Annotated in this window: 14 protein-coding genes; 1 reads left to right on the forward strand and 13 read right to left on the reverse strand. The window is 68.7% G+C overall.

What is annotated here, in order from left to right; genetic code table 11:
* Nucleotides 1–9 precede the first annotated feature (9 nt).
* From def to FJX73_01685, 5 genes are all read right to left on the reverse strand, one after another.
* On the reverse strand, nucleotides 10–516 hold the full coding sequence (gene def, locus FJX73_01665) for a peptide deformylase (protein ID MBM3469491.1): 507 nt from the start codon (nucleotides 514–516) through the stop codon (nucleotides 10–12).
* Nucleotides 517–595: 79 nt separating this feature from the next.
* Nucleotides 596–2,722 (reverse strand): primosomal protein N', encoded by a 2,127-nt coding sequence (gene priA, locus FJX73_01670; protein ID MBM3469492.1) that lies wholly within the window; start codon nucleotides 2,720–2,722, stop codon nucleotides 596–598.
* Nucleotides 2,719–3,255 carry a cytidylate kinase gene (locus tag FJX73_01675; GenBank protein ID MBM3469493.1) on the reverse strand — a complete coding sequence of 179 codons (537 nt, stop codon included), beginning with the start codon at nucleotides 3,253–3,255 and terminating at the stop codon, nucleotides 2,719–2,721. The genes priA and FJX73_01675 overlap by 4 nt, the downstream gene beginning before the upstream one ends.
* A gap of 13 nt (nucleotides 3,256–3,268) precedes the next feature.
* Nucleotides 3,269–3,535: a DUF370 domain-containing protein gene (locus FJX73_01680; protein MBM3469494.1), complete on the reverse strand. Its 267-nt coding sequence runs from the start codon at nucleotides 3,533–3,535 to the stop codon at nucleotides 3,269–3,271.
* A 22-nt stretch (nucleotides 3,536–3,557) separates the two neighbouring features.
* On the reverse strand, nucleotides 3,558–4,439 hold the full coding sequence (locus FJX73_01685; protein MBM3469495.1) for a YicC family protein: 882 nt from the start codon (nucleotides 4,437–4,439) through the stop codon (nucleotides 3,558–3,560).
* On the opposite strand from FJX73_01685, the gene FJX73_01690 reads away from it, so the two are divergent.
* Complete coding sequence (locus FJX73_01690; GenBank protein MBM3469496.1) at nucleotides 4,405–6,246, forward strand: fibronectin/fibrinogen-binding protein; 1,842 nt, start codon at nucleotides 4,405–4,407, stop codon at nucleotides 6,244–6,246. The genes FJX73_01685 and FJX73_01690 overlap by 35 nt on opposite strands.
* 182 nt (nucleotides 6,247–6,428) lie before the next feature.
* On the opposite strand, the gene FJX73_01695 is transcribed toward FJX73_01690, so the two are convergent.
* From FJX73_01695 to FJX73_01730, 8 genes are all read right to left on the reverse strand, one after another.
* Entirely contained in the window at nucleotides 6,429–8,033 is a 1,605-nt protein-coding gene (locus FJX73_01695) for a hypothetical protein (GenBank protein MBM3469497.1), read from the reverse strand.
* A complete protein-coding gene (locus FJX73_01700) occupies nucleotides 7,844–8,800 on the reverse strand; it encodes a CRISPR system precrRNA processing endoribonuclease RAMP protein Cas6 (GenBank protein MBM3469498.1) in 957 nt (318 codons plus the stop codon). Before FJX73_01700 ends, FJX73_01695 begins: the two co-directional genes overlap by 190 nt.
* Before the next feature lie 44 nt (nucleotides 8,801–8,844).
* Nucleotides 8,845–9,387 (reverse strand): bifunctional pyr operon transcriptional regulator/uracil phosphoribosyltransferase PyrR, encoded by a 543-nt coding sequence (gene pyrR / locus FJX73_01705; protein MBM3469499.1) that lies wholly within the window; start codon nucleotides 9,385–9,387, stop codon nucleotides 8,845–8,847.
* Nucleotides 9,388–9,395: 8 nt separating this feature from the next.
* The gene (locus FJX73_01710; protein ID MBM3469500.1) at nucleotides 9,396–10,421 is read right to left on the reverse strand and encodes an RluA family pseudouridine synthase; all 1,026 of its coding nucleotides are present in this window, start codon (nucleotides 10,419–10,421) and stop codon (nucleotides 9,396–9,398) included.
* Nucleotides 10,422–10,426: 5 nt separating this feature from the next.
* Complete coding sequence (locus tag FJX73_01715; GenBank protein ID MBM3469501.1) at nucleotides 10,427–11,197, reverse strand: hypothetical protein; 771 nt, start codon at nucleotides 11,195–11,197, stop codon at nucleotides 10,427–10,429.
* Nucleotides 11,198–11,201: 4 nt separating this feature from the next.
* Nucleotides 11,202–11,819 (reverse strand): signal peptidase II, encoded by a 618-nt coding sequence (gene lspA / locus FJX73_01720; protein ID MBM3469502.1) that lies wholly within the window; start codon nucleotides 11,817–11,819, stop codon nucleotides 11,202–11,204.
* Complete coding sequence (locus tag FJX73_01725) at nucleotides 11,699–12,223, reverse strand: hypothetical protein (GenBank protein ID MBM3469503.1); 525 nt, start codon at nucleotides 12,221–12,223, stop codon at nucleotides 11,699–11,701. The genes lspA and FJX73_01725 overlap by 121 nt, the downstream gene beginning before the upstream one ends.
* A gap of 85 nt (nucleotides 12,224–12,308) precedes the next feature.
* Nucleotides 12,309–15,491: an isoleucine--tRNA ligase gene (locus FJX73_01730; GenBank protein MBM3469504.1), complete on the reverse strand. Its 3,183-nt coding sequence runs from the start codon at nucleotides 15,489–15,491 to the stop codon at nucleotides 12,309–12,311.
* Nucleotides 15,492–15,799: the final 308 nt, after the last annotated feature.

A 15,799-nucleotide genomic window follows, 5' to 3' on the forward strand; every position in this document is an offset into this window, starting at 1 on the left:
GCCCCACGGTCACTCGGCCGCCGGGGCGGCCTCGCCAGGAGCGGTCACGCTTCCAATGGTGCTGGGGTCGCGGACCCGGTCGAGGAACAGGATGCCATCGAGGTGGTCAATCTCGTGCTGCAGAACGCGCGCCAGCAACCCGGTGGCCTCGATCGTTACCCGGCGGCCGCGGCGGTTCTTGCCCCGCACCGAGATCGTAGCGGCCCTGGGAACGTCCCCGTACATGCCTGGGACCGAGAGACAGGCCTCGACGGCAGTCTCCTCGCCGGAGGACCGGATGACCTCAGGGTCTACCAGCGTCACGGTGCGGTCCTCGACCTGCGCGACTACCACGCGCACGCCCTCGCCTATCTGCGGCGCGGCAAGACCCAACCCGTTGGCGGCGCGCACGGTGTCCAGCATCGTCTCGATGAGCCGCTGGATTTCCCGCGTCACCCTGCCAACCGGGGCCGCACGCTTCCGCAGGACCGCCGCCTTGGGGTCCCAGACCGTGATGATGTCTCTTGCTGCTACGATTTCCACCACGCCCACCACGATAGCACGGGCAGGGCGATGGCTTCAACGCGTTCTCGAGCGCTCGGGCCTCCTTGCCGCCTCACAGGTCGTGCGGGTCAACATCGGCGCTGGTCCGCACGTCACGGGGCACGCCGGTTCCCAGCAACAGCGGCCGCACCAGGCGGTTCGCGGCCGACCGATCGGCGGCTTTGACGACGATCTCCCAGCGCGCCCTTCCCTCCAACGGCGCGCCCGCCTCTGGGATCGGGCCCAGGATCTCGATCTCCGGCGGCGCGGAGGCGGCGAGTCCGGCCGCGACTGCCTCAACGGCCGCCTGCGTCCGGGCGGTGATGCGGAGTGCCGTCAGGGACCGGAACGGTGGATACCCCAGCGCTGATCGCATTTCGAGCTCGCCGGCGTAGAACGGCCTGAGACTGGTGGCCGCGGCCGCGCGAACGGCCGGATGAGAGGGATCGGCGGTCTCCACCAGCACCAACGCCCGGGTTGCCATGCCCACGGTCCGGATCAACGCTAGCGCCCGCTCCGCGGCCCGATACTCGGGCCTGTGCAGCATCCGGTCGGCGGCAACGAAGCCGACGAGATCGGGCCGGAGCGCCCCCAGATAGGGCAACACGAGTGAGGTGGCGACCAGCACGCCGCCGCGCTCGCGAAACGGCGCAAGCAGCGCGGCCGGCTCGGCGCCCGAACCGAGCATATCGCTGTCGAACCTCCAGACGGCAGGGGTGATCCGGCGCAGGAGCGCGACGAGACGCTCGGAGCCCGCACCCATGGGCATCAGACGCGCGGCGCCGCACCGCGAGCAGACATGGGGCGCGGCCTCGGTCAGCGCGCAGAACCTGCAGCGCAGCCGGCGCCGACTGCGATCGTAGGGCATAGCCACCCCGCACCGGCGGCAACGTTCAACCGCGCCACACTCGCCGCACTGCAGACCTCCGGCATAGCCCTTGCGGTCGCAGAAAAGCACGACGCGGCCGGATTGTCGCACGGTCCTCCGAACGGCGTCGAGGAGCGGGCGGCTGATTTCCTGCCGCGGATCAGGGCGGCGCCTAAGATCAACTATACCCAGGCGGACGCGCGGCGACGGGAGCGCAAACAGGCGCAGGCTGCCATCACGCACCCTGGCGTAGGTGGCAACCGGCGGCGTCGCTGCCCCAATCACCAGTACGCCCGCGGCCCGAGTGCGCTCGGCGGCCACCGCGCGCGTCACGTACCGCGGCGCGCGCTCCTCCTTGTGGCCGCCGCCGTCCTCTTCGTCCACTATCGCGAGCACCGGACCGGCGAGCGGCGCGAAAACGGTCGCGCGCGTCCCTACCACCAGGGCCTGCCTCGCACCCTTCGCGCGGCGCCAGGCGCCAAGCCGGGCCGACGCCGGGAGATCTCCGTGCGACAGTACGGGTTCCAGACCGGCGTCATCCGCGGTCCGGGCGAACTCGGATGCGGCATCCACCGAGGCAAACGCCGCCACGGTGGACCACCCTGCCGTGCGCGCACACTCGATGGCTGCGATGTACGCGGGGGTCCTGTTCCATCCGGCGACCAAGATCTGGCGTGGCCCGCCTGTCATCGCCTCGCGGACCGCGAGCCCCAGGCCGCCTCCCACCTGTGGCTTTGCCGCGCCTTCCGGCTGAGCCGCCTCGACCCCAAGGGCGCCTTCCGCGGCCTCCGGCCAGACGACCTTCAGGGCGCCGCTCTCCGCAACTGGCCCCAGTGCCTCCCACGTCGCCGCGAGCAGGCGGGCCGCCCGCGCCAGCGATACAGGCTTCCGCTCCATTGCCTCCAGCGCGGCCCTGGCCGGGGCGGGCAGGTCCGCGGTCATCGGGCCCTCGCAGCGAATCCGCGCGCCTGACCACAGCGCGTCCCACGGCACTGCCGCGGCAAGGGCCTCGCCCACCGAGGAGAGGTATTCCTGCGCGACCCACTCAGCCAGTTCCACGACCTCGGGGGGAACGAGCGGGGCAGCACCTGCCAGCGCCAGCACAGGGCGAAGATCGTGACGCGGCGCGCCTTCTCCAAGCACGATGCCGGGCAGGAGCCGGCGGCCGAACGCCACGATGACCCCTGCCCCGCGCTGCGCGCCCGCAGCAACGCCGACTGAGAAGGTAAACGCCGCGTCCCCGGCACGCAGCGGTAGGTCTAGCGCTACGAGAACAGGACCTTCACCCGGCATCTGGCTGGCACCCGGAGCGCGGCCTGTGCCGCGCGTCATCTCGCTTCGGAGACCGCGCGCAGCCCGCGCGACAGCAAGACCAGGGTCTCGACAATGACCTCGGGGGACCAGCGGCTCGTGTCCACGATCAGGTGAAAGGGCGCGCGGTCGGCGAGGTCAATGTCGTAGAGGGCCTTGTATCGCGACCACTCGCTGCGTTCACGCACCAGCAACTCCTCGCGGGCACCCCCGACGTCCTTTCCTTCCCTTCCGGCCACGCGGGCCGCGCGGACCTCGAGGGGCGCGTCGAGCCACACCTTGAAGTCGGCATCTATCATCCACCCGGCCAAGCGCGACTCCACGACGCACGGCCCGGATCGGGCCAACTCGGCCTGCAGCTGGTCGAGGTCACGGTCTATGGACGGGTCGCCCTCGGCCAGGCGGTTGAGCTCTACTACCGAAACCCCGCGCCGGGCCGCCAGCTCCCGGAAGACGCCGCCGGCCGAGACGCACGGAATCCCCAGCCTTTCGGCCAGCCCGAGCGCCACCGTGCTCTTCCCCACACCGATGGGTCCACCGATGGCAACGATCACGACGGCCGGTGCCTCACTCGGCTGGGTCCTCGCCCGCCTCGCGCGCGGCGTAGCGGTTTGCCAGCGTCTCCGGCTGCACCGCCGATAGCACCACGTGACCGCTGTCCGTGATCACGACGGCGCGGGTGCGGCGGCCGTAGGTGGCATCTATCAGGCTGCCGCGCTCCCTGGATTCCTGGACGATGCGCTTCACCGGTGCCGAATCAGGGCTGATGATGGCCACGATCCGGTTGGCGGCCAGGATGTTGCCGTGGCCGATGTTGATCAGGCGGGTCTCCATCTCGCGTTGCCAGCTCCGTTTCTTACTCGATGTTCTGAATCTGCTCGCGCAGGCTCTCGATCTCGCCCTTCATCTCGATCACGGCGCGGGTGATCTCCAGGTCGTTGGCCTTGGATCCTATGGTGTTCGTCTCGCGGCCCATCTCCTGGAGGATGAACTCCAGCTTCCGCCCCACCGCGCCCTCTTCCGCGGTCACCACCTGGCGGAATTGCTCCAGGTGGCTGCGCAGCCGCGTCAGTTCCTCGGTGATGTCGCTCCGGTCCGCGAAGACCGCGATTTCGGCGGCGATCCGGGCTTCGTCCACCGGCGTCTCGCCCAGGAGCTCGGCAAGCCGCCCGCGCAGCCGCTCTCCGTAGGCCTGCGCCACCCCGCGGCTCCGCGCGGCGATCGCCTCGGCCATTCGCTCCACCGCGCCTGCGCGGGCCAGCATGTCCTCGGCAAGCCGCGCACCCTCGGTTATGCGCATCGCCACCAGCGCCCCAATCGCGGCCCGGACCGCTTCCTCAAGCGCGGGCCAGAGCGCTTCCACCTCGACGCGGTCCTCTTCCAGGCGCAGCACATCGGGTAGGGCGGCGAGCTGGGCCAGACTGATCTCACCGCTTACGCCCACGCTTGCCGCCAGATCCCGCAGGGCCTGCGTGTAGGAAGCGGCCAGGTCCACGTCGGCGCGAAACGCGCGCTGTCGGCGCGTGCCGTTGTCGCGCGAGATGATTGCCTCAACACGACCCCGGCGTATCTGCTCCATGACCAGCGCGCGGACGCGCTCCTCCAGAGCGCCGAGGTCGCGCGGCAGCCGCACCTGGGCCTCACTGAACCGGTGGTTGACCGACTTGATCTCCACGGCAAGCCGCCCGCCCGTCACATCGGCGGTGGCAGTCCCGAACCCGGTCATGCTGCGGATCACGCGCTTCACTTCGGCCCGCCCGCGGATCGTTCCTGCCCCCAGGAACCCGCACGGGCTTGCGAGAGGACGGCGGGGATTGTATCGTAGCACCGAAATGGCCATCCCCCATTCGTCCTTCGACAGCGTGGTCCTGGCTGCGGTCGTAGCCGAGTGCCAGGACCTGATCGGAGCGCGTCTTCATCAAGTGCTCCAGGAGGGCACGGACGGTCTTGTGCTCGCGCTGCGCCGCGGAGGCCGGGCCCGCAGGCTGCTGCTCTCGGTACACTCCCGCCTCGGCCGGGTTCACCTGGTTGAGGCGATTGAACCCGGGGCCCCTACCCCATTCGCGCAACTCGTGCGCGCACGGCTGGAGGGCGCGCGGTTGACGGCGATCGCATCGCCCGCGTTCGAGCGGATCGTCACCTGCACGTTCGAGACCCTCGAGGGTCCCTACGACCTGATCGCGGAGATCATGGGCCGGCACTCCAACCTGATCCTCTGCTCCGGCCGCATCATCGTAGGCGCGCTCAAGCAGATCGGCCCGGATCGGTCGCGCGTACGCGAGGTCCTGCCCCAGCGGCCCTACACGAGGCCCCCGCAGCCCCGTCCGACACCGTTGAGTGTCACCACCGCCGATCTGGCTGCTCCCAAGGACAAGGCCGCCTGGCGCGCGGTGTTCGAAGCGGTCTCAGGCATCGGTCCTGCCCTGTCGTGGGAAGTGTGCGTGCGGGCAGGTGCTGAGCCAGAGAGCCCGCTGGATGAGCGTGCCGCGAGTGATGTGGTCTCGGCGCTACGCGCGATCGGCGATGTTGTCACCGCGGCGCGGTTCGACCCGGTGCTGTACCGCGGTCCGGACGGCGAGCCCGCGGCCTATGCGCCGTTCCCGCTGGACGGCGTGAGACACCTCCTGCCCGAGCGGTCCTCGATGAGCGCTGCGGTAGAGGCGGTGGCACAGAGCGCAGCCAGGAGGGCACGCTTCGAGGAGATGCGCCAGGGACTCGCCGCAACGGTCCGGCAGGCACTGGATCGCGTTCACCGCACCCTGGCCGCCGTGGCCGAGGACGCGCGGGAAGCCGAAGGCGCCGACCAGTTGCGGGAGCAAGGCGAACTCATTTTGGCTTACCTCTCGCAGATCGCGCCCAGAGCCGCGGTGCTGGAGGTGCCGGGATTCGACGGCCGGCCGGTCAGCATTCCGCTCGATCCTGCACGGTCAGGCGTCGAGAACGCCCAGGCCTGCTTCAAGCGCTACGCGAAGGCGGCCGCGGCCCGCCGACGCCTTCCGGCGCGTCAGGCCGCGCTGGGAATCGAGCGCGCCTTCCTCGAGGAGTCTGCCACGGCTATCGTCCAGGCGGAGGACGCGGACGATCTCTGGGAGGTCGAGCAGGACCTAGTCTCGGCCGGGGTCAGGAAGAGGACGCGGCCTGCCGGACGGCCGCGCGCGGTCGCCTCCGGCCGCTCCTTCGACCTGCCCGGCGGAGGACGGGTCCAGGTGGGCCGCAGCGCTCGGGAGAACGACCACCTGACCTTCGAGGTCGCCGGCCCGGACGACCTCTGGCTGCACGCACGAGGCATGCCGGGAGCACACGTGATCCTGCTGGCCCCAGGCCGGCGCAAAGACGAGCCGATCCCTGAGGCAGCCGTGGAAACCGCGGCCCGGATCGCGGCCTACTACAGCGACGGCCGGTCTGCCACGCGCGTGCCGGTGGACGTAACGAAGCGCAGGTTCGTACGCCGCATCCGGGGCGGCCGGCCCGGTCAGGTACACTACAGCCACGAGCGGACGCTCACGGTCGTACCGGGTCTTCCGTCAAAGACGTCTCGCTCCTGATTCGGTTCTCCCTTCCGCTAACGGGAGCGCGACTTCATGCTTCCAGTCCCCTATTCACAGGGTCATAGCGTGCGACGTCTACAAACACGTTGAATCCCAATTAGTATAATCAGAATTAGATTAATTACGATTATACACTTGCCTCCTCGGCGAAGCCAGCCATCGCCCCGCAGCGAGCCGGCTCACGGCCGCTCCAGGCCCAGCTCCCCCCACATCCACCCGAAGTCATACGCCGGCCGCCCCTCGCGGCGCAGCCGCTCTGAACTGTTTTCGAACTCCTTGAGCAGCGCGATCAGCCGCGGGCGCATGGTCTTGAGACGGGCCGCGTGGCGGGGGGTCCGGTTTCCCAGCGCGGGTACCGTTTGGTCGAGCCAGTTTCGATAGTGCCGCTCGTAGTACTCGCCCACGATCTGCGCTTCCACTTCCGGAGGAACCCGCTCAGCGGGCGGGGGTGCGGGTGAAGCGCGGTGTTTCTCAAGCGCCCGCTCGACATCCTCGTAGCGGGTCGCCCGGAACCTGACCACGCCCCTTGCCGTATCTTCGAGCAGCCGGCGGCCGCGCTCGGCTCGCTCCCGTGACGTGGTCTCGAACACGACGCGCTCCCCCTTGAGGACGAATGTGCCGAGGCCCCGGCGGCCGGGCGGGGCGTCCTCCAGCCACGCGTAGGCGCCGTCGTCCTGGTCTTCAAGATCGGGGTGACTTGCCATCGCGCGTACGAGCGCGGGCCGGTCGAGCACGTCAAAGATCACGCGAGCGAACACCACCGGATCACCTTCTGGCGTCACGAAGGTGGGCAGCGACGGGAACACCACCCAATCCAGCCACCACTTGTGAAACAGCATCCCGGCCCTCTTGAAGAAGATCGTGAGGTCGGCGGCGGGGCTACGGCGTGCGAAGGTCCGGTGCGCCCGCCGCAGCTCCCTGAGCATCTCGGCCCGGGCGCCGGCCGGGTAGAGGTACGGCGCGCCGTCGAGGATCAGATCGCCTCCGGTCCCTGGCACGACCCTCGCAGCCAGCAGATCCCACCGCACGAGCTGATGAGTGGCCTTCCGCTCGCGGACCCACAGTCGCTCGTCAGACCATAGATCGACGAGGTGAAGCCCTTGCTCGGGCGTGACCTCCGCCACCTCATAGAGCCGCAGGTGGCTGTCGCGCATCGCCTCCAGGTATCGGCGTTCGGCGGCGGTGAGGCGGGCGCCCTCGCGCTCGAGAAAGAGATCGACGAGTGTCCGGTCGGGTTCAATCGGAAGGTCGAAGGCGAACCAGGCATCGTATGCCGCTTGGCTCTGCGGGAGCGCGAGCACTTCCCTGACCCGCTTGTCTGGACGCCCGGCCAGCCGGCTCCCCCAGAAAACGATCTGGGCGACCTGGTGGTCGGTCTCGAACTCCGGGCGGACTGCGAATCGCCCCAGCCTGGCCAGGGCGCTGTCACGGTCCGCGGATGTGTAGGTTCCGTCTCGGGGCGTGCAGGCCCCATCTCCGGACGTGTGGGGACCTGGGGTTGGCCGGGCCTTCTCCAGGCAGCACTTCTTGAACTTGCGGCCGCTCCCGCACGGGCACGGGGCGTTGCGACCGACGGCACTCACGGGCCTGTGCCTCACCGCATATCTCCCATGGAATACCGGCCATTCCCAAACACACAGTGCCTCCCCACATGTACTCCTTCCCCCGCCCACAGCAGCGGCAGCAACGGCCCTACCTCGCCCTCGTAGACCGCCTCGCCCACAATCCCACCGAATTTCATCGTGGTCTGCTGCCGGCTGCTGAACCGCTCCCAGTCCACCCACCTGACGTCGCTGCGGGCCAAGCGCACCTGCTTCGCGGTCCGGATGAGCCCTGGGATCTCCCTGTCCGGTGGCCACTTCGCGCCGCAGTGGAAGAGGCTGAGTGCCGTGACCCTGTGAATGAGGTTGCGAATCAGGATGCCCATCTCCGGGCGATCTACCAGCCGCCCATCACGGCGGAGCGTCGTTGGTGTGTGGAACCTGAGTGCCAGGGAGCGAGGATCGGATGGGAGTTCGAGGCGCGGCTGCAGGATGTGGTCAACGGTCACGGTGCAGTCGTGGTTGCGCACGAGGCGGTCGCGCTCGGTGTAGACCTCCACCGGCGAGCCGTCACCGTTGCGCGCCGTGATCTCCAGCGCCCCGAGACGTCCACGGCGGAACCCCAGGCCCTGCTCACCAAGGTCGCGCAAGGTCACGATGAAGTGCGGCAGGAAGTCGATTCCGCGGCCTATGAGGACCAGGCCGAGTTCGAACGGCGCCCCGGGCTCGTAGATCTCCGATGTGTCCTCTGGAGGCTCGAACACGAACGGGCGGGGAATGTCGGTCAGCTTGCGGAGAGCGACAGACCCTGGCAGGGGCGCGGTCTCAAAGATGTAGTGATAGGGGCAGCGGTCAGGGACCTTGCAGGGAGGGCAGAGGCGGCCGCCGACGCACGCCAGGCGGCGGAAAACGTGACCGAAAGCGCCGCGCAGGGCTGAGCCTTTCCAGACAGGAAGGCGCAGGCGCTCCAGCGCGGTGAAGCGGATCCAATACTGCGCGAATCGCAGCATGGGCTCCCATCATCTGAAGGTGCGGACCTATTCGTCTAATGACCCTAAACTCCTTCTGGCTCCTCGATTACCACCTCGTCCCGCCCATCCGTTTCCATTAGCCGCACGGCCACGTGCTCCCGCGCGCTCGTGGGCACGTTCTTCCCGACGTAGTCCGGCCGGATAGGCAGCTCGCGGTGGCCGCGGTCAATCAGCACAGCGAGCTGGATGCTGGCCGGCCTGCCCAGGTCAATCAGCGCGTCCATCGCGGCCCGCGCCGTGCGGCCGGTGAACAGTACGTCGTCCGCCAGCACTACGTGGCGTCCTGCCACCGGGTGTGGGATCGCAGCGGCCTGCGCCGACTGACTGTCGTCTGCGGGCCGGTCGTCCCGATACCGCGCAACATCGAGCGCCCCAGATGGCGGCCGCACGCCCTCGATCGCCGCTATGGCGTCTGCCAGGCGCGATGCAAGGTGCACGCCGCGGGTGCGGATGCCCAGCAGCACCAGGCTCTCAGGGGTCTTGTTGCGCTCCAGGATCTCGTGGGCCATCCGCACAACTGCCCTGCGGATGCTCTCGGCGTCAAGCACGCGTGCCTTCTCGCGCATCGGCGGGGTCATCGCACACATCCTGGATCTCCTGCTGCGGCGCGCAGCAACCCCAGGGCGACCCCGATGTCCGTGGGCAGGGGCGCGTCGAACGCCATCTCGTACCCGCCAACCGGGTGGGCAAATACAAGGCGGCGCGCGTGCAGCGCCTGCCGCCGCATCCCCCACTGGTTGGGCCGCCTGGCGTAGACCGGATCGCCCACCACCGGGTGGCCGATGTGCGCGCAGTGCACCCTTATCTGGTGGGTCCGGCCGGTTTCGAGCTGGATGTCGAGCAGCGTGGCCCCGGGAAAGCGCTCCACGGCCCGGTAGTGAGTGACGGCACGCCGGCCCGAGGCCACGACGGCCATGCGCGTGCGGTGTCGGGGATCTCGACCGATCGGTGCGTCCACCGTCCCCTCCGATCGCGCTACACTGCCGTGCACCAAAGCCAGGTACTCGCGCCGGATGCGCCTGGCCTGGAGCTCGGCCTGGAGACGTCGCATCGCGGCATCGTTCTTGGCCACGACCAGCAATCCTGATGTGTCCTTGTCCAACCGGTGCACGATCCCGGGCCGGTGCTCACCGCCGATCCCGGCCATATCAGGGCACCGGGCCAGCACAGCGTGAACCAGCGTGCCGGTCTGCCGACCTGCGCCAGGATGCACCGTCATGCCGGCCGGTTTGTCCACGACCAGCAGGTGCTCGTCCTCGTAGACAACCGAGAGCGGGATGGGCTCGGGCTCCAGGGCCGTGGGAACGACCGGCGGGATCACGACCTCGATCCGGTCGCCCGCGCGCACCCGATCCGCCGGCCGGGGGCGTGTCGCCGCGGTCTCCGCGGCAGCCGGCAGGTGCTGCGAACCCCCGATGCGCTGCCCCGCGGACTCTCTCTCGGCTACCGTAACGTGCCCGGTGGCTATCAGCCCCTGAAGGCGCGCGCGCGACACGTCTGGAACCCGCTCCGCCAGAAAGACGTCGAGACGCCGGCCCGCGGCCGCCGCCTCGACGAGAAACACGTGCCGCCCGGCGAAACCCGGGGCGGCCGATGGCACAGCGCCTACGCCGGCGCCTCGGCCGCAGGCTCGGGCGGAACCGCCGGCGCCTGGCGCTGCAACCGGACCAGCAGGACCGCGGTCACCAGCACGACGGCGCCGCTGGCCAGTTGACCGGCCGTCAGCGGGCCTATCACCGCGGGCGCTTCGACGAAGAAGTCCACCGCAAACCGGGCCACCGCCTGCAGGAAGAGGGCCAGGACGAACAGGGCCCCGGAGGCGAGCTGCTGTCCGCGCTGAGCCCGCAGGATCGCCAGGATCGCGACCGATGCCAGCATCAGGTAGATCTGCGTAGGGTGCCGCCGCTCCAGGAATAGCTCGATCGCCCAGGGCACCCCTGTCGGTCTGCCTGCAAACAGGCCGTGCAGGAGCGCGCCGATCATGGCGACGCCGTAGCCCAGCACAAGCGCGGGCGTGAAGGCGTCCAGCAGACCTGCGCACGATATCTGCTTGCTCCGGACCGCTCCCCGGATCAGCAGCAGGGCCGCGGCCAGTGCCCCGTAGTAGACGAGCCCGCCGTCGCGCCAGATCGTGACCATCTTCACGGGCTCTACGATGAACTGGCCAAGGTTGGCGGCTATGTAGCCAATGCGGCCGCCCACTATCCCAGCAATAATCGCGTAGAGCGCAAGGTCCAACGTCCAGTTCGGGTCGACCCCGAGCCGCCGCTGGGCGCTCCCGCGGGCCACGCTGATCGCCACCAGGAATGCCAGCAGCAGGAAGACGCCGAACGCCGAGATCGGGATGCCCCACAGGTCGTACAGGATTGGCCGCACTCGTTCACCTCCGGGATTGCGCCTGCCGGCCCTCGCGTGCCATCACCAGCACCAGGAGCCCGGCGCCAACAACTATTGCCACATCGGCCAGGTTGAACACCGGCCAGATGTGCAGATCAATGTAATCTACCACGTGCCCCAGCCGCGCGCGGTCGAGCAGGTTGCCGCAGGCACCACCCGCCATCAGCGCGAAGCCACAGCCCGCGGCACGGGTCGTCAACCAGCGGCCTCTATTGTAGAGAACCAGGAAGAACAGGGTCAAGGCGACGAGCGCTGCCGCGACCGGCGGGATCCCGCTCAGCAGGCCAAACGCCACACCGGGATTCTGTACATGGGTGAGGCTGAGCACTCCCGGGAGAACAGGAATGCTGGCCGAGGGAGGAAGGGCGCGGGCGACCAGCGCCTTGATCACCTGGTCGGCCGCGGCCACCAGCAGCGCGGCGCCCAAGAGCACAACCCGGGATTGGTGCCCGGCGCCCGCCCGGGATGGGCGCGCAGGCGCTACCTGGGGGCCGTTCGTTCCTCGCGCTCCTTGCACCGGATGCAGAGCATGGCGTAGGGCAGGGCGCGCAGGCGGTCGGGGTGGATGGGCTGTTCGCACACCTGGCAGATCCCGTAGGATCCTCCCTCTACGCGAACCAGAGCCTCCTCGATCTGATGCAGTAGTTGGTGCACGCTGTTCTCTATCGCGAGCCCCTTCTCGCGCTCGAAGGTGTCGCTCGCGACATCTACGAGGTCCTCGTCGTAGCTGCCGCTGGCGTCCAATCCCACCTGCTCAACCTCGGGCAGGCGCTCCTCGATCGCCTTCAGCTCCTCGTTCAGGCGCACCCTCTCGGCCTCTAGAAGACGGCGGAGTTCCTCCACCTCTCGCCGGGTGAGGGATCGGGCGGGCCTGTGCGCTGGCTTCTGCGCCGGCTTCTGCCTGGTGCCGCGTGTTGCGCTGGCTCGCACAGGGCTCTTGCGTACCCCGGCCTTTGCAGTCCGTCCCGGGTTCTTCTTGGGACGGCGGGCTGGTTTGGAGGCCATTCGCCATCTCCCATCAACGCGCTGGGATGAAAACCGGCCATATATTACCCGACCGCCATGGTGCTGGCAAGAGCACGAAACTGCCCTATGTGAAACGCGCCACCGCCATCCGGACGCGGAGACCGTCCAGCCGGACCTCCCGCGCAGGCACTGTCGCCGGCGCTGCTTGTACGACCTCTTGTGCGAGGGTCTCGGCCCGGACGTACTGCCCGTGCGCGGCCAGCAGGTCTTCGAGTTCTGGACCTCCTTCGAGGTACAGGACGATTCGATCGCTGACTTCCAGGCCTTCCTCCTTACGGAGCTGTTGGATGTGGTGCACCAGCTCGCGCGCCTGGCCTTCCCGCGCCAGATCCGGACCGAAGGCGGTCTCGAGGATGACGACCTGGCCGCCGGCCGCCTCTGCCGCGTAACCTGGCGCCGTGTGCAATCTGACCTCCACCTCGTCCGGCTCCACGACCAAGGGCTCGCCTTCCACCTGGAGCGTGAGGCCGGCGCCAGAGGCCAGCGCCGCGGCCGCGGCCTCCGGCGGCAGTGCCCGCAGGGCCGCGGCCACCGCCTGCACCCGACCGCCGTGCTTGGGGCCCAGCCGGTCGAACCGCGGCTTGACCTCGTGCCGCACATAGGCCGAAGCATCTTCCACGAAGCGGACCGCCTTGACGTTGAGCTCATCCGCCAGCAGCTCGATCAGCTCTGGCCGTTCAATCAGGTTCCGGTCGCGAGAGGCAATAAGGACCGCGGAGAGCGGCTGACGCACGCGGATCTTCGCGGCGCCGCGCGTTGCTCTCCCCAGACTGACGAGATCGCGCACGACGGCCATCGCGGCCTCCAGATCGGCGTCCAGGAGGGCCGGATCGGGCTCGGGGTAATCGCACAGGTGCACGCTCTCGGGCGCGCCCGCCTCCACGGTGCGGACGAGATTCTGGTGCATGGCCTCGGTAATGAAGGGAACGAACGGCGCCAGGACCTGCGCCAGCGTGCGCAACACCACGTACAGCGTGTGGTAAGCCGCGCGCTTGTCCGCGTCGTCCTCGCTCTTCCAGAACCGCCGGCGGCTGCGGCGGACATACCAGGTGGACAGCTCCTCCACGAACGCCTCCGCCGCGCGGCAAGCGCTCGCCGTATCGAAATCGTCCAGCCGCTCGCGCAACGTTGCCACCAGACGTGTCGTCCGGGAGAGTATCCAGCGATCGAGCAAGCCCGGAGGCGGAGGCGACTCCAGCATCGCGGTGAAGTCGAGGGTCTCCAGGGAAGCGTAGGTAACGAAGAAGGCGTAGACGTTCCACCAGGGCAGGACGAACCGGCGGCGAACCTCACCGGCGGGCCCGTACCCAAAGTTGACGTTCGCGGCAGGGTTCTGCGCCGCAAATACCCACCGTGCGACGTCGGCGCCGATCTGGTCGGCGGCTTCCTCGAACGCGATGGCGTTGCCCCACGACTTGTGCATCTCGCGGCCGTCCTCGCCGCGGACCATGGCATGGCCCAGGCACACCTCGAAGGGCGGCCGGTTCTCGAGCACGGTGCTCATCACGAGCAGCGAATAGAACCAGTTGCGGTACTGCCCTGGAAACGCCTCGGTGATGAAGTGGGCCGGGAACCAGTCGCGCCAGTACCGCTGACCGCCCACGTAGGAGACCCCACCGGTGTCGGGATCGGTGAGCGTTGAGAATGACACGATGCCGGCATCCAGCCACGGATTGCCCACGTCCGTGATGCGGGAGACGGTCGCCCCGCAGGAGGCGCATGCGATCCGCACCGCGTCCACCCAGGGCCGGTGTGGGGAGCGGCCCTCGAACGACTCCCACCCCTCCACGGCCCGCGCGCGCAGCTCTTCGCGCGAGCCGATGACCTCGAACTTGCCGCAGTCCCCACATTCGTAGATCGGCAGGACCAGTCCGTAATAGCGCTTTTTGCTGATCATCCAGTCGTGCATGTTGCGCAGCCAGTCAATCTCGCGGTCCAACCCGAAGGAAGGGATCCAGCGGATCTGCCGGGTCACGTCCATCATGGCCTCGCGCACGGGGTCCATGGCGATGAACCACTCATCCACCAGGCGGAATACCAGCTCGCTCCCGCAGCGCCAGCACACCGGATACCGGTGGGTGTAGGGCTCGACGCGGTAGAGCAGGCCGCCCGCGCGCAGGTGGGCCTCGATCGGTTCGGTGACCTCGTAGACAGATTGTCCCTCCAACCAGCCGTAGGGCCCTTCGAACACCCCGAACTCGTCCAGCGGAGCCAGGACCGGCAAGCCGTTTTCCTTCCCCAGGGCGAAGTCCTCGGCGCCGCATCCCGGCGCGATGTGGACGATGCCGGTGCCTTCCTCGGCACTGACCTCGCGCCAGGCGATCACCCGATGCTCCACCCCGGCCTGCGCCGGTAGATCGTCGAACGGGCCGCGGTAGCGCCGGCCCACCAGGGCGGCCCCCGGCAGCGTCTCGACCGTTTCGTACGGACCTGCAAGGGTGCCCAGCGCGCCCTCGCAGACGTAATACTCCTCGTCCCCCTGCCTGACGCGCGCGTAGGTCAGGTCTGGATGAACCGCGGCGGCGACGTTGCTGGTGAGCGTCCAGGGCGTCGTGGTCCACACCAGTAGCGACCGTCCGGGCTCGTCAACCAGCGGGAGTCTCACCGTCATCCCCGGATGCGTCAGCTCACGGTATCCTTCCGTCACGATCTCGTGTTCAGAGATACCGGTACTGCAGCGCGGGCACCAGGGCATCACGTCGTGGCCCTTGTGGATCATCCCGCGCTCCCAGCACTTCTTCAGGAAGTGCCAGATCGTGTAGTTGTTGTCGTCCGACAGCGTGTGGTAGGAGTGGTCCCAGTCCATCCAGTAGCCCAGCCGCAGGGACTGCTGGGTGATCAGATCGGCGAAGCGGTGCACGCGCGCCTTGCACTGCTCGACGAACGGCGCGATTCCGTAGACCTCGATGTCGCGCTTGGAGCGGAAGCCCAGCTCGCGCTCGACCTCCACCTCCACCCACAGTCCCTGTCCGTCGAATCCGTTCTGGTAGCGTTGCCTGAACCCCCCCATCGTCTTGTAGCGCTGGAACAGGTCCTTGTAGGTCCTGCCCCAGGCGTGGTGTATGCCCATCGGGTTGTTGGCGGTGATCGGGCCGTCCAGGAAAGAGAATCGGCGCGGCGAGTCCTCGTTGCGACGCAGGTAACGCGTCAGGATCCCCTGCTCGTCCCACCAATCTTGGACCTCTCGCTCGAGCGCGGGGAAGTCCGTCTTTGAAGACACAGCGGCGAAGCGTGGCATCGCAACCATCCCCCTGACAACAATAAAGCACCCCGCCCTCAAGGACGGGATGCGCCCGTGGTACCACCCTGATTCCGGTCGACATCTACCCAGCGTGTCGGCCGGCGCTCCAGCTCCTGATCTCGGCGGAGTCCCCGGCGGCGCCTACGCGAACGATCCGTTCGGGCCGCGGCTTGGGGGTGATGAGGATCGGCATCCGCGCCGCCGGGCTCCCACCGGCTCCCGGCTCGCTCGCGCGCGGGATCGCCGCCCCGTCCCCGTCATCGCCAAATGTGGCGGTAGTGTAGCACGGTCCGCAAGCGCGCGTCCAGCGGTAG

The sequence above is a fragment of the Armatimonadota bacterium genome (assembly GCA_016869025.1).
Classification (GTDB): Bacteria; Sysuimicrobiota; Sysuimicrobiia; order Sysuimicrobiales; family Humicultoraceae; genus VGFA01.